The organism is Pedobacter gandavensis (assembly GCF_014172405.1).
Classification (GTDB): Bacteria; Bacteroidota; Bacteroidia; order Sphingobacteriales; family Sphingobacteriaceae; genus Pedobacter; species Pedobacter gandavensis.
This window is the reverse complement of record NZ_WNXC01000007.1, coordinates 72,265-92,302: the sequence shown is the minus strand read 5'-3', so window position 1 is coordinate 92,302 and position 20,038 is coordinate 72,265. Positions and strand designations below refer to the sequence as shown.

Here is a 20,038-nt window from a genome sequence, read left to right as displayed (position 1 = left end):
TTATAATGTTTTTGCGTTGACCAGGGAAATTGGTGGATTATCCATTGCATTTCCAGCGTTTAATTTCAACGTGCCTTTTACGACAATTGTTTTATAAGTGAATTTTATCGGTTCTGTCATTTCCACCAACACCATAATTGGAACGCCATTTTTACCACAGTAAAAGCATTGATTGATAGGTAAAGTAGAAAGCATAAACTTCGTTTGTTTCATACCATCTTTAATTGGAACAATATAGCCTTCCAATTCAAATGTTTTGTTGGCATGTTTCTTAATTTCAGGTGTATAGACTGCATACATTTCTGAGTCTTTAACAATTTTAAAGTCAACACCACCTACAACATCCCAGTTGTCAGACAGGATTTGATCATCAGGATTGTGCTGTGCTTTTACCGCAAATCCGGTAAAGAGTAAAATAGCGAGTAGGAATCGTTTCATTTCTTTTGTATTTGTGTTAGTTTTTAGACAATATCTTAGAAATATTGGACCTGTAAGCCTGTATTGCTGGGATGATAGCGGCAAATATACCAATCGCCAGGCCAGCAACAAATAAATATATTTCCTCCTTTAGGAAAATCATTCCGCTGAGACGGGCTTGGTTGCTCTCTTGGTAATGGCCAATAAATTGTAGGGCAAAATGGCCTAGTGCTAGGCCAATGATGGTACCAATAAGGGTAAGAATGATCCCTTCAATGATGACAATCAGAAAGAGTTTCCCTCTTGAAGCACCCAGTGTACGCATGATGGCCAGGTCATATTTACGTTCTTTTAAGGAATTGTAAAGGTTTACGAATACACTGATTGCTGCAATAAGCATGATTAAAACGGCAAACCATTGCAAGGTTTCTACACCAACACCAATTAAAGAAAATAACCTGGTGCTTTCCTGTGCAGGAGAGGCAGCTTGCATATTGGTGGTCTCGTTAACCATTCTAGGAAAGATCGCAACAGACATTGGGGAGCGGTATTGAATGAGTAAAGAAGTGAGTTCTTTATGGTCTTCTTCTCCGTCATGCTCATGATCATCATGTTTTTTGTTATCCTCCTCATGGTCGTCATGCATTTTCCAAACACTGGCGATATTGGTTAAAATCAGGTTGTCCGTGACATTTCCTTGTGATTCTAAAACTCCGGTTACCTTATAAGGGTGGCTTTTATGTACATCGCTGCTACTGCTTAATCCATGTGCGCCATAAAAAGTATCTCCAACTTTTAGCTGCTGACTTTCTGCTACACCAGCTCCGATAGTAGCTTCAAAATCACTGTTCCAAAACTTTCCTTGCGTTAGTTTCAAATGATATAGGGCTACGAAGTTGCTGTCTGTTCCAACAATTCGTGTTCCATTGTAATTGTCGCCTAAAGCCAATGGAACTGCCCTTTTTACAAATGGGCTGCGGGATAGCTCCTTAGCTGCTTTGAGTGGGATGTTTCCGGTTGGGAAATCTATATAATAAATGCTGCTTAGAATCAATTGCAGTGGACTTCCTTTGGCTCCTACAACCAAGTCAATATCTTTGGAGTTATTGTCTAGTTTTTGAGAGATCTGGTTAGATGCCAATAACAATATGGTCAATATTCCAGTACCAAAGGCGATGAGCATCATGTTTAATGCGGAAGAAAGTGGCTTCGACCATAAGCTCTTCCAGCTGATTTTTATAGGGCTCATGATAGTTCGTAAGTATGTTTAAAGGCGTCTTTTACTCTTTTGTCGTGGGTAGCTACCAGTAATGTAGCTTGGTTGGCTCCCGATTGTTGCATCAATAAATCAAGTACAACGGCTGCATTATTGTCGTCCAGACTCGAAGTTGGCTCATCAGCAATCAGTAATGCAGGCTTGTTAATTACTGCTCTGGCAATAGATACCCGTTGTAGCTGTCCTTGGCTCAATTGATCTGGATAGGCATTTTTCTTATGTGAAATACCTAAAGCATCCAATACCTCGTTCACCCGTTTCAGATCAGTAGGTAATTTTGCAAAACTTTGTGCAATTACTAAGTTCTCTGATATACTCAGGCTTTTAATCAGGTGTGGTCGTTGAAAAACGATCCCGATATTCCTTCCCCTGAACTGATCAAGTTCTTTGGAGGACAGGTCATAAATTGAGGTTCCTTTGATGCTAACACTTCCTTGTGTAGGCTTTAAAATACCTGTCAGGATGTGAAGTAAGGTTGATTTTCCACTTCCTGATGCCCCAAGGAGGAGCCATTGTGATCCGGCATCAATTTGCCAGTCCTCAAAACGGATGTCTTGTTGCTGGTCATATCGATGAGCCACAGATTTTAATGAAATCATAGATGTTTGGTATTTATTACACGGCTTTTTAAATATTTTAGGTACAGCTTTTTGCCATCTGGATGTTGGTGTGTGCAACCCGGATTAACCATGCTTACAAAAAGTAAAAATACACCGAATATCAGTTTGTTGTTCATGTTGTGTGCAATTACAAAAGTAGTGAATGCCATAAGATTGCAAGTGCTTTTGTTGTAAAGTATTTGCTACTGCCTTAATTTTAAAAATGATGCGCACAGTTCCGCGCATATTTCCAATTGAGCAGGTGTGCGAGCGCAATGGTAAAGCCACCTAATGGAATCAGTATCGCTTCTAAAGAATGTAGACCATAATGGCCGGTTCCAATTAGCATAAATCCGAGAATAAGTGTAAGAATGGGGATGATGCGTTTGTGTTTGGGGTAAGATGTGGCCAAAGACCAGGTTCCTATAAGCAGCGATAGGCCGATCATGCTAAACTCTACCCAGGGATTTGCGAGAAAACTCATGCCCCAGAGTGGCAGTAAAGTGATGAGGAAAGGTAATGCAGCACAATGGATGGCACAGGCTATAGAAGCGGTGATTCCAAACTGGTCTAAACGACCTGATTTTAATAAAGTTTTTTTGTTAGTGGCTTTTATCATAATGTAAAGATTCAGGTTACAAAGATAAAAGCAATAGTGTTGCGTTTGTTATATTATTTGCAACTTAATTGCAATAATATAAAGGGAGATGGTTATTCAGGATTCCTGAGCTGTCAAAAGAACAAGCTCAACCACTAGGGCATAAAAAAAAGGGGCCTCATGGCCCCTTTTTTTTATTTATACATTTCTGCTCTTAGTAGCGCAACATCTGGACTTGTAATGTAATCGTCGTAAGTCATCATTTTATCAATCACCCCTTTTGGCGTCAATTCAATAATTCTTGTCGCAACTGATTCCGTTAATGCATGATCTCGTGAAGTAAACAAAGCGGTACCTCTGAAATCTTTTAATCCATTATTTAGTGCCGTGATCGACTCTAAGTCCAAGTGATTCGTAGGCTCATCTAATAACAATAAATTCGCATGTTTTAACATCATTTGAGAGAACATACAACGCATTTTCTCACCACCTGACAATACTTTCACGTTTTTCAAAACCTCTTCACCTGAGAATAACATTCTACCTAGGAAGCTTCTTACAAACTGCTCATCCATCTCAGTACCTGAATACTCACGTAACCAATCTACCAGATTCTCATCTTTTCCTTCGAAATAAGGAGTATTGTCGTTAGGGATATCTGCCATACTAATGGTGATACCAAATTTAAACTCACCTGTATAGTTCTGCTCACGAGCAGTTAATACATTGTAAAAAGCAGTGGTCGCTAAGCTATTCTGAGACAGAATAGCTACTTTATCTCCTTTATTTACCATGAAGTTGACGTTTTTAAACATCACATCTCCATTTAAAGTACAAGAAAGATTTTCTACCTGTAGAATCTGGTCACCAGCTTCTCTACCCAGGTTGTTGAATAAAATTGCAGGGTATTTTCTGCTGGAAGCTTTAATTTCTGAGATGTCAATTTTATCTAAAGCTTTCTTACGGGAAGTTGCTTGTTTCGACTTCGAAGCATTTGCACTAAAGCGCTGAATAAATTCCTGAAGCTCTTTAACTTTCTCTTCCAGTTTCTTATTTTGATCACCACGTTGTTTCAACGCAAGTTGACTCGACTCATACCAGAAGGTATAGTTACCCGAGTAAATGCTCATTTTGCTGAAATCAATATCAACGATATGCGTACATACCGCATCTAAAAAGTGTCTATCGTGTGATACTACCAATACGATAGTCTGGTAATCAGCAAGGAAGTTCTCTAACCAGGCGATTGTTTCAATGTCCAAATCGTTGGTAGGCTCATCCAGTAGCAAAACGTCAGGATTACCAAATAAAGCTTGTGCCAATAACACACGTACTTTTTGGGTACCATCAAGTTCTTTTAACTGCTTGTAGTGGTATTCTTCTTTAATTCCTAAATTACTCAACATGGTGGCAGCATTGCTTTCCATGTTCCAGCCATCCATTTCTGCAAATCTATTTTCCAGCTCACCAGCACGCTCACCATCTTTGTCGGTAAAATCTTCCTTCAAATAGATGGCGTCTTTTTCCTTCATGATGTCATACAATTCCTTGTGACCCATCATCACCGTTTCAATCACCGGAAATTCATCAAACTCATAGTGATTTTGTTTTAAAACGGCCATACGTTCACCAGGAGTAAAAGCCACACTACCTGAAGTTTGGTTTACTTCTCCTGAAAGAATTTTAAGGAAGGTGGATTTACCTGCGCCGTTCGCCCCAATTACACCATAGCAGTTGCCATGAGTGAATTTTAGGTTCACATCTTCAAATAAGGTACGTTTTCCGTAACGGAGGGATAAGTTAGAAACTGAAATCATATTGCTGATAAAATAAGCCGCAAAGGTAGTCATAATTTATAAAATGATTTGAATAGGGATTGATTAGTTTTGTTATTCTAAAATTCAATAATGTGACCAAGGATGAATTAACAACCCGATTGGGTGCCCCTATGGAGGCTAAAATGGTAAAGGTGCTTTCAGAAATTGCAGACAAAAGGAATTTTTACAATAAATCTGAAGAATACTTTACAGTTAAAGATGTCATTGAATTGACCTTTCACTCCCGGAAAGAGCTGGCTTTCAGGGCGGCATGGATGCTGGAATATATTTTTCTGAACTACTATTGTTTGGGAGATCATCTGGAAGACTTTCTCAGTCGATTTCCAGCGAGAAAACAACATGGTCCAATGCGGCATTACGGTAAAATCCTTGCCTTTCTGACCAGTAAAAAAGCAAAAGGTTTGCATCCCGGACAACTGGAAAGGATAGATTTTGAACCCTTAATCGCTTTGATGTTCGATTGGTTGATTGACGAGGAGGTCTTGGTGGCTGCCAAAGTACATGCGATGCAAGTGCTCGCGAATCTTGCGCCAAGGTACCCATGGATCAAAGATGAATTACTGGAAACTATTGGCCATCTGGAAGATATGGAAAGTGTAGCCTTTTTTATGAGAGCAAAACAGGTCAGAAAGCAGCTTGAAAAAGTCAAGTCGGAAAACAATGACCATTTTAAACAAAAGGAAAGCTGATATTGTTACTTTTGCCAATAGTTATATCACAGTAGAAAGATCCATGGAAAAAGAAATAGATATATTAAGTCGCATTATTCAACGTCGCCGCAGTGTTTTCCCGATTAGCTATACGGAGCAAGAGATTCCTGTAGCATTGATTAAGCAGGTGTTGGAAAGTGCAAATTATGCACCTACTCATAAACTGACGGAGCCATGGCGTTTCACCGTTTTCAGAAATGAAGGTAAACTGAAGCTGGGAGCAGAGCTAGCCAGGTTATACAAAGAAACAACTCCGGAGCATCAGTTCCTGCAAAAAAAATACGATAGTATTCTGGAAAAAGCAGGACAAGCAAATTGTATCATTACCTTAAATGTGGCTTTACACAGCGATAAAATCCCGGAATGGGAAGAACTTGCTGCGCTCGCCTGTGCAGTACAAAACATGGCACTAACCGCTGAAGCCCTAAATATAGGTGCCTATTGGAGCTCTCCAGGAATGATTGAATCACTTGGTAGTTTTCTTGATCTTGAAGCGCATGAAAAATGTTTTGGCCTTTTCTATATGGGCTACCACAATGAAGCGCCTAGAACAGCAAAAAGAGGTCCGATCGCAGATAAAGTAAAATGGGTAGAATCATAATGATGAAGGATATTAAAGAAAAGCTATATCACCTGTGTTTGAACTTTATTGAACAGCGGATTCAGACTGCAGAAACAGCTTTAGAGCAATCTCGTGAAGCGAGTAATGACGATACGAAGAGTAGTGCAGGTGATAAATTCGAAACTACAAGAGAAATGATGCAACAAGACATCAGCAGGAACAAAAGACTGTTAATGGATGCGCAACAAAATTTACAGTTGCTAAATTCGATCAAAGATACGCCTTCAAATGAGAAGGTGAGAAATGGAAACCTGGTATATACTTCTGAGGGTGTTTTTTACATTAGCATAAGTGCCGGACAATTGAAATTGGATGACGAAAATATCTTTGCCATCTCTGCGGCTTCACCAATTGGCAACCTATTGATTGGGAAAGAAAAAGGCGCAGCATTTGATTTCAATGGTAAGCATTATGTGATCAAAGAAATAATTTAATCTGAAGCTAGATTTCCTTGCCTAAAAAAAAGAGGGATGATTTACTAATTATAGTAATTCATCCCTCTTTTTTTGACGCCAAAGCTATTATTTGAAGCTTTTATTGATGCTATTGTATAGATTTTTGGCAGTATAAGTTCCAGGGTCTATAATTCGGCGAATCGTAAACAATGGATATTCAAGATCGCGCTTTGTAGATAAGATAAAAGCAGCTTTGAAGCCATGTTCTTCTAACTTATGCAAACTAGCAGCTTTGGAAACACCGTAAGGGTAGGCGAAATATTCGACTTTCTTACCTGTAATTGCTTCCAATGTTTTAGTCGGCTTGTCGATCTGAACTTCCCAATCTTCATCAGTAAATTGCGCAAAGTTTTTATGGTTCCATGTATGACTGGCAATGACATGCCCTTCATCGGAAAGCTCCTTGATTTGCGCTTTACTCATGTACCTCGGTCGGCCAATTGAAACAGTCATGATAAAGAAAACGCCTTTAAAGCCATATTTTTTTAACTCCTTAGCACCTACCGTATATTGATCAAGGTCAGTATCGTCAAACGTGATCATGATTGGTTTTTCAGGAAGCGGTTTGTCATAGTTCAGGTAATCATACAACTCATCCGGTAAAATGGTATGGTAACCACTGTCAGCCAGCATTTTTATATGCTGACTAAAATTTGCCGGTGGAATGATGTCATCATGCGCACGCTTTGAATCACTGGCCTTCCAATCTCTGATCTGATGGTAGCAAAGTACTGGTACCTCTTTTTTTGCGAGTACTTCTGCTGAGCTTGCTTTTTTTCCAACCAAAGCAGAATCTGCTGTGGTTGGATCATTAGCACTTATTTTAGACTGATCTTTCATCCCTGATGCGATAGTACTCTCTTTTTCAGCCTTACTATTTTCCACACATGAAGAAAAAAACAGGACCGAGAGCGCGGCCAGTGTGAACAGTGTATTTCTCATTTTTTTTATTAAAAGCTATTTTTTATGCTGTTGTTTAAGGTTTTTGAAGTCCAGTAACCGCTGGCAATAATCCTTCTGATGGTATACAATGGATCGTTTTCATCGCGCTTTGTCGCCAAAATAAATGCAGATTTCATACCTCTTTTTTTAAGTTCTGGAATGGCTTCAGGGTTCCATAATCCGAATGGATAAGCGAAATGTTGAATTTTTTTGCCAGTAATTTCTTCCAGGGTTTTGGTTGGTTTCTCAATTTGTGTTACCCAATCCTGTCCTTGGTATTTTTTTACATTGTGGTGATCCCAAGTATGAGAACCGATCACATGACCCATATCTGAAAGTTGTTTTACCTGGTCTCTACTCATGTAATTTGGTCTGCCCAGGGAAACTGTCATCACGAAAAACACACCTTTGAAACCATATTTTTTCATTTCTGGAGCTGCAATTGTAAACTGATCTAAATCGGTATCATCAAAAGTCAGCATGATCGGTTTAGAAGGTAATGCAGTACCATTGTTTAAATAATCATACAACTGATCTGGCAAGATGGTGTGGTAACCACTATCTGCCAACATTTTCATGTGGTCTTTGAAAGTCGCAATAGGAATGATATAATCTTTAGCTGCTTTAGAGTCTTTTTCCCTCCAGTCGCGCACCTGGTGATAACATAAAATCGGAACTTGCTTACGTGCAAGGATGGTTTTAGCATCTGCCACTTTGATTTTGGAGATATCCGTGGTTGGCGCCGGGCTTTGCTCTGTTGCCGAAGTACCTTCCGAAGTTGTAGTGGTTAATGAATCTTTAGGGTGGTCAGTAGCACCAGTGGTTTGTGATTTTGACTGGCATCCTGCAGTAAATATTACCGCAGCTGCTAGAATAGGGAGGAAGGTATGTTTCATAATTCAGTATTTCATACAAAACTAAAAAATCAATCCTGATTTACTCATTATATTTACAATGTCTAATGACATTGTTATCCGGATTTGTCCAGTTTCAAAATCATCTTCTTGAAATCGTTAAAACTATCGCTTTTATTACAAAAGAAAACCTTTTCCTACCACCTTTTATCAATAATTTAGGCGGTTTATTTAAAACCACTAATGAAGAAACTTTACACCCCTCTTTTACTCTCGCTTTGTATGGGTTATGGAGCTTTGGCGCAAACCAAAACTTTCACCATTACTGAGTCGACAGTACCTGCTCCGAAGGCCAATTACCAATTGGCTTCTAGGTTCTCACCAGCCAAGATTAAAAAATTGGTTTATTCTACGGCAGTGGATCCACATTGGCTAAAACTGAGCAACCGATTCTGGTATGAATATGAAACACCGGCAGGAAAGGAATGGTATCTGGTAGATCCATCAGCGAAAACTAAAAAGAAGATCTTTGACAATGCGAAATTGGCGGCAGAAATCACGACGATTATGCGCGATCCTTTTGATGCACAGCACCTACCTCTGGAGAACCTAAAGTTCTCTGCGGATGAAAAGGCGGTTACCTTTGAGCTGAAAAGCACAGTTGATGAGCTAAAGAAAGATAGAAAAGATAAAAAAGCGGCAGACTCGCTACAGAAAAAGATCTACTTTTTCAATTATGTACTGGCGACAGCAAAGTTGACAGAAGTACCTAATTATACCAAACCTAAGGCTAAACCTAGCTGGGGTGCTGTGGCTCCGGATTCTTCAGCCATCATTTTTACCAGAAATTACAATCTGTATTGGATGGATAAAGAAAACTATAAGAAAGCGGTTAAAAATGAAGAAGATAGCACTATTGTAGAGAACCAGCTGACGAAAGACGGAGAGAAGTTCTATGCTTACGGTAGTAATGGGGATGGTGAGAATAATGAAGAGAATGAAAAGAACAATAAAAAAAGAAGAAGAGCTTATGTATTGTGGTCACCAGACGCGAAGCATTTTGTGCTGAATAGGTCTGATAGCCGCAAGGTAAAGGATCTTTGGGTCATCAATAATGTTTCCGCAGGAAGACCAACCCTGGAAACTTATAAATACCAGATGCCCGGTGAAGCTGAAGCACCTATCGATGAGATGTTGTTGTTTAACTTCGCCGCTAAGACTTATAAAAAGCTAAATACACATGCTTTTAAAGATCAGAATTTGTCCGTATGGCAGTCGCCAAACCTAAACAAGGATAGAGATAATGAGTTCCGCCCATCTATCTGGTTGGGAACAAATAATAAGATCTATTTTGGTCGTACCAGTAGAGATTTGAAGCGTGTGGATGTATGTGCCGTAGATATTCAATCCGGATCAGTTACGCCATTAATCGAAGAACGCTTTAACACTTACTTGGAATTAAATCGCCCTGGACTGGTGAATGATGGTAAAGAAATGATTCATTGGTCGGAGCGTGATGGATGGGGACATTTTTACCTGTTCGACGCTACAGGGAAACTGAAAAATCAAATTACTAAAGGTGCTTTTCATTGCGAAGAGATCGTAAATGTAGATCAAAAAAACAGAGTACTTTACTTCACGGCCAATGGTAAAGAGAGTAAGGAAGATCCTTATTATGTACACTTGTACCGCATCAATTTTGATGGTTCAGGTATGAAATTGTTAAATCCAGGCGATTTTGATCATGCGATTAGCATGAGCGATGAAGCTAAGTTCTTTGTAGACAATTTCTCGAGAGTAAATACAGCGCCTAAAGCCGTAGTGATGGACAATAGCGGGAAGGTGGTGATGAACCTGGAAACTACTGATTTGTCCTTGTTAATGGCTACAGGATACAAATTCCCAGAACCTTTTAAAGTAAAAGCGGATGATGGAATCACCGATATCTATGGGGTGATGTACAAACCTTTTGATTTTGACCCGAATAAAAAGTACCCGATCATCGAGTATGTTTACCCTGGTCCTCAAACAGAAGCCGTAAACAAATCTTTCAGTAAAAGCATGGACAGAACAGAGCGATTGGCGCAATTTGGCTATATCGTGATCACTGTAGGTAACCGAGGTGGAAACCCTGCCCGTTCTAAATGGTACCATACTTTCGGTTATGGTAACCTGCGCGATTATGGATTGGCTGATAAGAAAGCTGCTGTAGAGCAACTGGCGGATAAAAACAAGTTTATCGATGCAACTAAAGTAGGGATCACGGGACATTCCGGAGGTGGATTTATGTCTACTGCCGCGATGTTAGTCTATCCTGATTTCTTTAAGGCTGCGGTATCAAATGCCGGTAATCATGACAACAGCATTTATAACCGTTGGTGGAGTGAAAAACACCATGGTGTAAAAGAAGTGATTTCTGCCAAAGGGGATACTACTTTCAAATATAGTATAGATAAAAATCCTGATCTGGCGAAAAACCTAAAGGGTCATTTGATGTTGATGACTGGTGATATTGACAACAATGTTCACCCGGCAAATACGATTAGAGTTGCTAATGCATTGATGAAAGCTGGTAAGAGATTCGAATTTGTAATCGTTCCTGGACAGCGTCATGGATTTGGCGATTTAACAGAATATACTTTCTGGAAGCTTGCAGATCATTTCAATAAATACCTGATCGGTGATTTCTCCCAAACGGGAGAGGTTGATGTGACCGGGATGGAATTGGAACCGAAGAAGTAAGTTCTATTTTTTAAAATAGCCAGGACGCTTTTCGAACTTGAATCTTTATAGGAAAGATTTGCAGGTACGTAAAGCCTCCTGGCTTTTTTATGCACAAATCCCAGGGGTAAAAAATATTGGGTATACCCTGAAGCCAGTAGGATTGTATGTTAATGCGTTTTGATATTTAGATATCAGTACATCATGATATAGATGGGTATTGCGCAGTTAGGTGTCAGTATATCATGATATCTAGGTGTAAAGATGTTGATGTATATGTTTGAACGTAAAGGTAGTCAGGTTGTTAAAAACAAAAGGCCTGTGTTCTTTCTTTCGCGCCAACCTTTAAGCTAAAGATTTGGTAACGAAAAGAGCACAGGCCTTTTCTTAAATTTAAAAATTACGACTAAAAATGATTCAGAATTAGAGACCTAATTTCTTTTTCAATTTTGAGGGTAAAGCTGCCTTCGGTACCACTAAACTCACGGTGTTGATGGCGAAATAAGGCTCGGAAACTTCAATGTAACCTTTGAACGGGCCTACCTCACCCCAAGAGTTCTTCACCTTAAAGAAGTACTTGCCATCACTGGATTGCTCCAAACCAACCAGGTGCATCAAATGATCATCTTGAGTTGTTAGGTCCTCATATAATTGCTGACGCAACTCCGGAGAGTATGCTTTTTCTTTTGCATTAGGATTTAAAGTCTCCGCTTTCACATCTGCATCATCAGCAAATAACATCGCGTACCCTTTTTTCTGCTGGAAATTTTTGCTGCTCACATCAGCATCCCACATTACTGTGTATCCTTTTTCAACAGCACTCTTGGTCAGACTGATCATTTCATCAAGTGGCAGGTTATAGAATGAACCATTGGCAAAATTATCCGGAGCTTCCAGTACGAAAGAAGAGTAGTAAGGATGGTGCGTAAAAGAAGAGATGTTGACATAGTCATCAGGATTGAACTTTAACACTTCTTTAGCAAAAGTTTTTGGCGTGTAGTTTTTTCCTTTATAGTCAAAATTAGCTGGTGGCGTACCTAGTTTTTGATTCAGGATTTGCTCATAACCAACAAGCCAGTTGGCTGCAACAGGGCGTTTTTTCAGGACACTGTCCAGGTAACCTTTAAGTGATTGCTCCAGGCCACTATGGTTTGGAATTTCTCCGGTTGCCCCTTGAAAAACTTCTTGTGGCATGGCGCCATACAGTGCCGTTGCTCTGATCAGGTCATGACCCAGTCCACCTTCTCCAAATTGCGCTTTCCCTTGTCTAAGGATATAGTTTTTCGCCTTTTCTATATAGATATTTCTGGCAGGAAACATTTCTGAAAGGTTAAAATCACCCTTTCCTTTGCGTATTTCTTCTGATTCGATCAGTGAAGTGGTAGAGTAATTCCAGCAGGTACCAGTCTGACCTTGGTTTTTTACGACTGTCGCCGCATTGTCTTTAATCGTTTTTAATGGTGCTTCCTGCGCATAGCCGGATAAACCAAAGCCAATACCGCAGGCAATTAAAAATATCTTTTTCATAAAAGAGTAATAAGTTAGGTTAGTTATGGATTAAATCCACAGCTAAATTAACTAAAATCAGTAAAATATAAAACCCGTAAAATGCAAATGCCCGAAGAAGCACTTCGGGCATTTGTAAAAAAAATAGATTAAGTAGAGTGCCTAGAAATGGAACTGAACACCAAGTTTTGGAGAGAAGAAGTTAGCACCGAAGCTAAATTCATCATAACCTGCACCTTTTACTTTATCGCCATTCATATCTTCTTTACGAAGTGTATTGTAGTTTAATCCGTTTAATGCGAATTCAATACCGATTTTCTTAGTTGGGTAGAAAGCAAAACCTGGAGATAAAGCCACACCGATTTCAGTAGTAGTTCCTGTTTTTGCACCAGTATGACCGTCTGCATCTACTGCTTTGTCTTTACCAAAAGCCATTGGAACCGACAATTGTCCGAAGAATTTGAAAGATTCAGAAAGGTTGGCATAATAACGGCCAAATGGATTTACTACAAATGAGGTGTTTTTATTACCCAACTCAGTTAAGGTGCCGTTCGTTTTACTGTAACCATAACCAACACCTGTACCTACTGCGATGTTATCAGAAACAAAGTAACCTACACTTGGTACAATTTGGAAATTGGTATTTGATTTTGCACCAGCAGCATCACTTTTCTTGGTATCAAATGCAACATTACCACCTATAATAATTTTACCTTTTTCTGTTTGCGCCTGAGCGGCAATTGTGAATGCAGAAACTGCAACTAATGATAATAGTAATTTTTTCATTTTCTTGTTTTTTAATGATTAATCTGGTCGTTTTTAATTTTTATTTCTGACCATTTACGTTCTATAGTCAACACTGGTGCCAGTCGATTCCACGTGGATGGATCCAGATATCCATAATTTAGGTAACTTGTTAATTGATAATTAGATAGATTTTTTATAGAAAATTCATTATTATTTTAGGCTGACAATCCGCTGAGTATTGTCATTTTAGCGTCTGATGAACTCACTGTCATCCTGACTAAATTTGTATAATTGTCAGGATTAATTGTATCCTTTTCCAGACAATTACTGACAAATGGCAGGTTTCATGCTGGCACTAATTTTTTCAATTCTATGCCCGGCTCTCTTATAATTCCATAGTGCATATTATTTATTTTAAAAAATGTATAAATTCATAAACCTTTTTGCCCTTATGAAACGTTATTAAGACATGAGATTATCTGTAGAACGAAAACCGGTTAAAGTATATCCTGATCCAAAAAGAGTAATTGCACGCTTTTTCTTCAATGGAGAAGAGCGGGCTGTGGAGGTGGTAAAACATGTATTGGCACTTTCTGAAAAGGAGGTATTTGGTATCATCTCCCCATTGCTGCAGGAATATTCAAAAAGACATAGGAACATTACAAAGATCCTAACCAGGCATTGTAAGAAGGTGGGTAATGCCATTAGAGAATCAGGACATGATCCTGAATCCCTGGGTAAATATCAGCGTTTATTGATTGGGTCCTATTTTACCCATGAGTACTCTATAGAGTCTGCCGCTTTTTTTAACCCCTCTATTGTAGAAGATCCTGACCAATCGGAATTGGTAGAAGGTGAAAAACGAGTGATCATTAGTTTTAGGGCAGTAGGAGAGGGACACATCTCCTCAGTTGTGTTTAGAAGGGCGCTGATTGATAAAGATAATAACATCACCGTAATCCCTGCTGGTAACTATATTGATGAAGCAGAGGTGATTAAAAATGCAGTGTACAACAAGAAACTGTTTCTTAAGAAAGCTGCAGATTCTAAAATTGATATTGAAATCCTGGATGAACTGGGCCATAAGTTAGAAGAGAAGTTCGATTATGCCACGTTGAGGCGCATTATACTCGATACTAAAAGCCTGCAGGAAGATGATTTAAGGAAATTAGAATACGATAAAATACTCTGGCTTTCTGATACTTATCATGAAATTAGTTTTTCAAGAGATACCGATATTTCGGATCGTGTGATCTTTCCGATCTCCGAATTTGAAAGAAAAGGAATTGAAGATGCCAGATTTGTACGTTTCGTGAAATCAGATGGTTCAGTCATTTTCTACGCTACCTATACTGCTTTTGATGGGGCGATGATTATGCCTAAGTTACTCCAAACGACTGATTTCTATGATTTTAAGGTTAGTCCTTTACACGGTATTGGTGCCCAGAATAAAAATCTGGCTTTGTTTCCAAGAAAAATAAATGGGAAATATGTGATGATGTCCAGGATTGACGGATGGAACAATTACCTGATGTATTCCGATAGACTCACCGTTTGGGATAATCCAGTGAAACTTCAATCGCCAAAGTTCCCTTGGGAATTTATACAAATTGGGAATTGCGGATCTCCGATTGAAACAAAAGACGGCTGGCTAGTGATCACCCATGGGGTAGGCCCAATGCGTCGATACTGTCTAGGAGCCAGTTTGTTTGATCTGGAAGATCCTTCCATAGAGATTGGCAGACTAAATGAGCCTTTGGTAATTCCGAATACAGATGAGCGCGAGGGCTATGTTCCCAATGTGCTTTATTCTTGTGGGTCGATCATTCATAACGGAGAATTGATCATTCCTTACGGCTTATCGGATTATTGTTCTTCTTTTGCTTCGGTTAAAATAGAGTTGGTGCTAGACCGCTTAAAGAGTTCTGAATGTTTAATCAAAATGGCGGAACAGAGAGAGGCTCAGGGAGATGTTATGCTTCAGGAGGAAGACGCGGCACTAACAGGAGAGAAAACAGCAGCTCCTTCAGCAGTGGAACAAGGGAAAGAGGATCCGGATCCACAGCATAAGCATTAAATGGTCAAGATATGGTGGTAAAGACTAATGTAGTCTTTTACCATTGTTTCTTGTGAAAAACGACCTAATGCCCATTCCCTACATGTTTTTCTGTCAATCATATCAATTTTTTCCAGCGCTGCTACCGCTTCATCCACATTGCTTACTAAAAACCCCGTTTCCTGATCTTTAATTAATTCTGGCATAGCACCTCTGTTAAACGCGACTACCGGAGTCCCACAGATCATTGCTTCGGCTACACTTAATCCAAAAGGCTCTTCGAAACTGATCGGGTGTAATAAGGCTAATGCTTGTTTTAACAATTGGCTTCTTGCTGCCGGCCCGGCAGCCCCTACAAATTCAATGTCTGCATTTAAGAAAGGAGCAACCCTGGAGTTGAAATATTCCTGATCCTGAATTATACCTGCAATAACTAACCTTTTGTTACTTTGAATGGCAATTTGTATCGCCTCCGCAGTCCCCTTGTCCGGGTGAATCCGCCCAAAAAATAAAAGATAATCTTCAGGTGTCTCCTTAAATTCAAAGCCGGAAGGATCTATTCCGTTGTAGATAGTTTTAAGGTATTGTAGGGAAGGATGACGGTCTGAATCACTAATAGAGACATAATGACCGCGCGAATTATATTTCTGATATACTGGAATGATCTTTTCTGAAGAAAAACCATGGATCGTGGTGATCATCGGTGTTTTGATGAGTCCAGTATAACTAAGCGGCAGAAAGTCATAATGGTTATGTATGAGGTCAAATGATCCCGCTTTTTCCATCAGGTTACTGATGTGCAAGCATTCTACTACCTTTGCGTCCTGGTTCCTGTTTTCCTCATATCCCTGCGCGATTACGGCATCTAGTTTTCCCGAAGTCAGCGAATCACCAGTAGCGAAAAGTGTGACTTCTAATCCTGCTTCAACCAGACCTTCTGTTAAATTCGAAGCCATTTGTTCCCATGGCCCGTAGTGTCTTGGAGGAGTTCTCCAGGCTACGGGCGCCAATACTGCGATTTTCATACTTAAATTAAACGCTTGTTGTCTTCTTTCTGGATGGTAAATAATTCTCCGCTCTGGATGTATTCGTACTCCGATTCTAATGCACGTAAGACAATTAAATGGGAGATCCAATAAGCCAATGTACTTTCAGCGCCTTGATTTCTGTTTACGCCATGGGGCTGTAAACCATCGCCACACCCTTTAGTCTCGTGGTCATACAGGGGTAACTTCAGACTGTTTTCGCCTAAGAACCATTGGTAACACAAGTACATTTGCTTCACGTAGCTCAGGTCAAGGGTGATCTCATAAGCTTTGAAATACATCAGCACCATAGCCATCGTTTCAATGGCCTGCTGGTCATAAAGCGCCATTTGTCCAGTGTCTTTAAAGAGCCATCCGTCATTGCCCACTGGATTTAAATAGCCATCAGAAATGGTGTGTTCGGATAAGAATTGCATGCTTTCCAAGGCCATACTTAAAGAATCCTCATCTTTAGTCACCTGGTAATGACAAAGTAAGGCTAGTGGAAGAATCCCATTATCGTACGTCATTTTATCTTCAAACCAATGCCAGCTATCGCTGCGGTTTAGGTTGTAGGCTGCTTTTAAAGGGACAATCAGCAGATTCATTTGTTCTTTAATGTGTCCATCATAGGGGTGTGCTTCCAGGTATTTCCCCAAACCAATTACGGTGTTTGCAATCCCTCTAAGGTGCCTTAGCTTGCTGAAATGAGGCGCAGATTTTAGGAAAAGATCTTTAGCAAATTCCCTGTAAGAATTATTTGGGGCATTGCTGATCAGGTACCCTAATGCCCATACGGTGCGTCCAAAAGAGTCTTCAGAGCCAACTTCATCCAGGTATTCCCGTTTAAAGCTGAGGAAATTTCTGAAATTTCCATTGTCACATTGCATGTATTGAATGAAACTTAAATAGATGGGTAATAGCTCTAAAGCGGCCTTGCTTTTGTTTTGTTGATAGGCCAGAATCGCCAGGATGAGCGCCCTGGAATTGTCGTCCAGGCAATAGCCTTCTTTAAGGTTTGGAATCCCATATTTTGCATGTTGTACAATACCGGTGTCATCAGTTAAGCGCTGTACGTGCGCCAGACTAAAAGCAGGCATCATGTCTGGATCTATGATTTGCTTGCCACCTTTCTCCATTTCGGAGAGGTATTTGGAAACCGCCTCATCGAGCACATCAATAAATACCTGGCCGGTACTTGGCCAGCGTAAATGTAAACCATACTCATAAGCATTGGAACGTAGTTTTTCCAATTTACCCTGATCTTTAAATAATTCATTTACAATATTTGCCAGTCCATCAGCATCTCTGAAATCAAATAAACGGCCCCTATTGTCGGCAAGTAACTCCTGTGCATGCCAATACGGGGTAGAGATCACTGCTGAACCAGCACCTACAGCATAGGATAAAGTACCACTGGTAATCTGTGCTTCATTCAGGTAGGGGGTAATGTACATATCCGCCGCGCTGAGGTAATCAAACAACTCCTCCTCTGAAACAAATTTGTTAATGAAGGTCAGGTTGTCGGATACATCCAGCTTTTTTGCCAGTTTTTTCAAGCTATCGCGGTATTCTTCTCCGGAATTTTTGATTACTCCCGGGTGGGTAGTTCCCAGAATCACATACATGACGTCTGGATTTTGTGCTACAATTTCAGGTAAAGCCTGAATCACTGTTTCGAGTCCCTTGTTCCTGCTGATCAGGCCAAAAGTGAACAGGACCTTTTTATTTTTAAAAGCAAGGGATTGCTTTACTGGGTTTTCAATTTTCGCTTCCAGATCCGGAACACCATGTTCAATCAGTTGAATCTTGGAGAATGGAATTCCGTAGATACCGGTTAGAAAGCCTACAGCGCGGTGACTCATCACCACCACTCTGGAAGAGTGTTTTGCAATTTCTCTGATAATCGTCAATTGCAGGTAATTGGGATCTTTTAAAATCGTATGGAAAATAGTGATGAGTGGCTTTTGCAACCTTGCAATTAAGGGAAGGATATAAATTCCGCTTTCACCACCGTAAATTCCAAATTCATGTTGGAGAATACAGGCGTCAGCCAAACTGGTATTGATGTAATCCGCTGCACGGATATAGTCTTTTTGGTTTTCCTGCCGGATGATGTACTTTACTTCTTTAGGGTATTCATATGTGGCTAAATGTTCTGAATCATTCATGGCCACCACAAAGCTGTCATTGGATACAGAAACCTTATCATGTCCTATTGCCCTAAGCAAATTATGGTTAAACGTAGCGATGCCACACTCACGAGGTGGGTAGGACGAAATATAAGCGATTTTCATGATAACATATATTTTAAACGATTAACAATAGGGAGTACTCCAAGGTTTGGAGTTCATTATTAACAACATATCTGAAAGAGGATTGTTTTTTTATACCTTTGAGCTTAATAAAATCTCCATATGAATTCTGCTCCTTCTACGGGGAAAATGGTAGAAAATACTGTATTCCCTATTCTTTTCGCAATCAGTTTCTCGCATTTGCTAAATGATACCATTCAATCGTTGATTCCTGCCATTTATCCAGTAATAAAAGAGAGCTATAAGCTTAGTTTTTCTCAGATTGGTTTAATTACATTGATGTTTCAGATGTCAGCTTCTATATTTCAGCCTTTTGTGGGCATGTATACCGATAAAAAGCCACAACCATACTCTCTGGCGATAGGAATGGGCTTTACTTTGATCGGATTGATCACTTTATCGCTCTCCAATGGATTTTACATGATGTTATTGTCAGTAGCATTGATTGGTACAGGTTCTTCAATTTTTCACCCGGAAGCATCCCGAATGGCACATGCTGCTTCGGGAGGTAGAAGAGGCTTGGCACAGTCCATTTTCCAACTGGGAGGAAATGCTGGAAGTTCCTTGGGGCCATTACTCGCTGCCTGGATTATCGTTCCACAAGGACAATTCAGTGTGATTTGGTTCTCTTTAATTGCATTATTGGCAATTCTGATATTAAGTAGGGTAGGTAGATGGTACCGTGGACACATGTTAAATAAAGCAAAACAGCATGCTCAGGTAGAGGTGGTTGCCAGCAAGTTCTCCAGAAAGAAGGTGATTTTTGCGGTTTCCATTTTATTGATCCTGATTTTCTCTAAATATTTTTACATGGCCAGTCTGACTAGTTATTTCACTTTTTATGTGATTGAAAAATTTCATGTTTCTGTACAGACCTCGCAGTTATACCTGTTTGTATTCTTATTCTCTGTGGCCGCAGGAACACTGATTGGTGGCCCTGTTGGTGATCGTGTTGGTCGTAAATACGTGATCTGGTTTTCTATTCTGGGTACCGCGCCATTTGCTTTAATGCTTCCTTATGCCAACTTATTCTGGACCGGTGTATTGATTGTGCCAATAGGGGTGATTTTGGCTTCTGCATTTTCTGCGATTCTTGTTTATGCACAGGAGTTGATTCCTGGTAAAGTAGGTTTGGTATCTGGACTGTTCTTCGGTTTCGCCTTTGGAATGGGAGGAATCGGCTCTGCGTTATTGGGGAACCTGGCAGACAGTACCAGTATCGCTTATGTGTTTCACATCTGTTCTTTCTTACCCTTAATTGGACTACTTACCGGCTTCCTGCCGAATATTGAAGGGAGTAAAAAGAAAGTTTAATAAACATTATAATATTGAAAAGCCCTGATTAAGTTCAAACTTA

The 20,038-nt window shown here is 39.8% G+C and carries 17 protein-coding genes; 6 read left to right on the top strand and 11 right to left on the bottom strand.

The features are described 5' to 3' along the window. The 5 genes from GM920_RS17635 to GM920_RS17615 all read right to left on the bottom strand — a co-directional run bounded on the left by GM920_RS17635 (position 1) and on the right by GM920_RS17615 (position 4,707). Complete coding sequence (locus GM920_RS17635; protein WP_182959926.1) at positions 1-438, bottom strand: hypothetical protein; 438 nt, start codon at positions 436-438, stop codon at positions 1-3. Positions 439-454: 16 nt separating this feature from the next. Continuing rightward, positions 455-1,666 (bottom strand): ABC transporter permease, encoded by a 1,212-nt coding sequence (locus GM920_RS17630; RefSeq protein ID WP_182959924.1) that lies wholly within the window; start codon positions 1,664-1,666, stop codon positions 455-457. Then, positions 1,663-2,292: an ABC transporter ATP-binding protein gene (locus GM920_RS17625; protein ID WP_182959922.1), complete on the bottom strand. Its 630-nt coding sequence runs from the start codon at positions 2,290-2,292 to the stop codon at positions 1,663-1,665. Before GM920_RS17625 ends, GM920_RS17630 begins: the two co-directional genes overlap by 4 nt. Before the next feature lie 217 nt (positions 2,293-2,509). After that, on the bottom strand, positions 2,510-2,911 hold the full coding sequence (locus tag GM920_RS17620) for a MerC domain-containing protein (protein WP_182959920.1): 402 nt from the start codon (positions 2,909-2,911) through the stop codon (positions 2,510-2,512). Positions 2,912-3,084: 173 nt separating this feature from the next. After that, positions 3,085-4,707, bottom strand: a complete 1,623-nt coding sequence (locus GM920_RS17615) for an ABC-F family ATP-binding cassette domain-containing protein (protein ID WP_182960330.1) — start codon at positions 4,705-4,707, stop codon at positions 3,085-3,087. A gap of 92 nt (positions 4,708-4,799) precedes the next feature. Between GM920_RS17615 and GM920_RS17610 the strand changes: the two genes are divergently transcribed. The 3 genes from GM920_RS17610 to GM920_RS17600 are packed head-to-tail and all read left to right on the top strand — an operon-like array spanning position 4,800 to position 6,494. Then, positions 4,800-5,417 (top strand): hypothetical protein, encoded by a 618-nt coding sequence (locus GM920_RS17610; protein WP_182959918.1) that lies wholly within the window; start codon positions 4,800-4,802, stop codon positions 5,415-5,417. After that, positions 5,389-6,039, top strand: coding sequence for a nitroreductase family protein (locus GM920_RS17605; RefSeq protein WP_235964573.1), 651 nt, complete (start codon positions 5,389-5,391; stop codon positions 6,037-6,039). The genes GM920_RS17610 and GM920_RS17605 overlap by 29 nt, the downstream gene beginning before the upstream one ends. Then, entirely contained in the window at positions 6,039-6,494 is a 456-nt protein-coding gene (locus GM920_RS17600) for a 3-oxoacyl-ACP synthase (RefSeq protein ID WP_235964572.1), read from the top strand. Before GM920_RS17605 ends, GM920_RS17600 begins: the two co-directional genes overlap by 1 nt. Before the next feature lie 87 nt (positions 6,495-6,581). On the opposite strand, the gene GM920_RS17595 is transcribed toward GM920_RS17600, so the two are convergent. Both GM920_RS17595 and GM920_RS17590 read right to left on the bottom strand, forming a co-directional pair. After that, a complete protein-coding gene (locus GM920_RS17595) occupies positions 6,582-7,457 on the bottom strand; it encodes a polysaccharide deacetylase family protein (protein ID WP_182959914.1) in 876 nt (291 codons plus the stop codon). A gap of 8 nt (positions 7,458-7,465) precedes the next feature. Then, complete coding sequence (locus GM920_RS17590; RefSeq protein WP_182959912.1) at positions 7,466-8,353, bottom strand: polysaccharide deacetylase family protein; 888 nt, start codon at positions 8,351-8,353, stop codon at positions 7,466-7,468. Between the two features lie 201 nt (positions 8,354-8,554). Here GM920_RS17590 and GM920_RS17585 point away from each other — a divergent pair, with 201 nt between their 5' ends. Then, on the top strand, positions 8,555-11,053 hold the full coding sequence (locus GM920_RS17585; protein ID WP_182959910.1) for a S9 family peptidase: 2,499 nt from the start codon (positions 8,555-8,557) through the stop codon (positions 11,051-11,053). A 402-nt stretch (positions 11,054-11,455) separates the two neighbouring features. On the opposite strand, the gene GM920_RS17580 is transcribed toward GM920_RS17585, so the two are convergent. Both GM920_RS17580 and GM920_RS17575 read right to left on the bottom strand, forming a co-directional pair. Further along, positions 11,456-12,559, bottom strand: coding sequence for a C1 family peptidase (locus GM920_RS17580; protein WP_182959908.1), 1,104 nt, complete (start codon positions 12,557-12,559; stop codon positions 11,456-11,458). Between the two features lie 141 nt (positions 12,560-12,700). Beyond that, entirely contained in the window at positions 12,701-13,324 is a 624-nt protein-coding gene (locus tag GM920_RS17575; RefSeq protein WP_182959906.1) for an outer membrane beta-barrel protein, read from the bottom strand. 430 nt (positions 13,325-13,754) lie between these two features. Between GM920_RS17575 and GM920_RS17570 the strand changes: the two genes are divergently transcribed. Beyond that, entirely contained in the window at positions 13,755-15,362 is a 1,608-nt protein-coding gene (locus GM920_RS17570) for a glycoside hydrolase family 130 protein (protein WP_235964571.1), read from the top strand. Here GM920_RS17570 and GM920_RS17565 read toward each other — a convergent pair. Then, the gene (locus tag GM920_RS17565; RefSeq protein WP_182959904.1) at positions 15,359-16,366 is read right to left on the bottom strand and encodes a glycosyltransferase family 4 protein; all 1,008 of its coding nucleotides are present in this window, start codon (positions 16,364-16,366) and stop codon (positions 15,359-15,361) included. The genes GM920_RS17570 and GM920_RS17565 overlap by 4 nt on opposite strands. Positions 16,367-16,368: 2 nt before the next feature. Continuing rightward, positions 16,369-18,663 carry a glycosyltransferase family 4 protein gene (locus GM920_RS17560; RefSeq protein WP_182959902.1) on the bottom strand — a complete coding sequence of 765 codons (2,295 nt, stop codon included), beginning with the start codon at positions 18,661-18,663 and terminating at the stop codon, positions 16,369-16,371. A 120-nt stretch (positions 18,664-18,783) separates the two neighbouring features. On the opposite strand from GM920_RS17560, the gene GM920_RS17555 reads away from it, so the two are divergent. Continuing rightward, entirely contained in the window at positions 18,784-19,995 is a 1,212-nt protein-coding gene (locus tag GM920_RS17555; RefSeq protein ID WP_182959900.1) for an MFS transporter, read from the top strand. Positions 19,996-20,038 lie beyond the last annotated feature (43 nt).

Coding starts and splice junctions, on each gene's coding strand:
- GM920_RS17635 (WP_182959926.1), bottom strand. CDS start 438: ATGAAACGATTCCTACTCGCTATTTTACTCTTTACCGGATTTGCGGTA.
- GM920_RS17630 (WP_182959924.1), bottom strand. CDS start 1,666: ATGAGCCCTATAAAAATCAGCTGGAAGAGCTTATGGTCGAAGCCACTT.
- GM920_RS17625 (WP_182959922.1), bottom strand. CDS start 2,292: ATGATTTCATTAAAATCTGTGGCTCATCGATATGACCAGCAACAAGAC.
- GM920_RS17620 (WP_182959920.1), bottom strand. CDS start 2,911: ATGATAAAAGCCACTAACAAAAAAACTTTATTAAAATCAGGTCGTTTA.
- GM920_RS17615 (WP_182960330.1), bottom strand. CDS start 4,707: ATGATTTCAGTTTCTAACTTATCCCTCCGTTACGGAAAACGTACCTTA.
- GM920_RS17605 (WP_235964573.1), top strand. CDS start 5,389: ATGACCATTTTAAACAAAAGGAAAGCTGATATTGTTACTTTTGCCAAT.
- GM920_RS17600 (WP_235964572.1), top strand. CDS start 6,039: ATGATGAAGGATATTAAAGAAAAGCTATATCACCTGTGTTTGAACTTT.
- GM920_RS17595 (WP_182959914.1), bottom strand. CDS start 7,457: ATGAGAAATACACTGTTCACACTGGCCGCGCTCTCGGTCCTGTTTTTT.
- GM920_RS17590 (WP_182959912.1), bottom strand. CDS start 8,353: ATGAAACATACCTTCCTCCCTATTCTAGCAGCTGCGGTAATATTTACT.
- GM920_RS17585 (WP_182959910.1), top strand. CDS start 8,555: ATGAAGAAACTTTACACCCCTCTTTTACTCTCGCTTTGTATGGGTTAT.
- GM920_RS17580 (WP_182959908.1), bottom strand. CDS start 12,559: ATGAAAAAGATATTTTTAATTGCCTGCGGTATTGGCTTTGGTTTATCC.
- GM920_RS17575 (WP_182959906.1), bottom strand. CDS start 13,324: ATGAAAAAATTACTATTATCATTAGTTGCAGTTTCTGCATTCACAATT.
- GM920_RS17570 (WP_235964571.1), top strand. CDS start 13,755: ATGAGATTATCTGTAGAACGAAAACCGGTTAAAGTATATCCTGATCCA.
- GM920_RS17565 (WP_182959904.1), bottom strand. CDS start 16,366: ATGAAAATCGCAGTATTGGCGCCCGTAGCCTGGAGAACTCCTCCAAGA.
- GM920_RS17560 (WP_182959902.1), bottom strand. CDS start 18,663: ATGAAAATCGCTTATATTTCGTCCTACCCACCTCGTGAGTGTGGCATC.
- GM920_RS17555 (WP_182959900.1), top strand. CDS start 18,784: ATGAATTCTGCTCCTTCTACGGGGAAAATGGTAGAAAATACTGTATTC.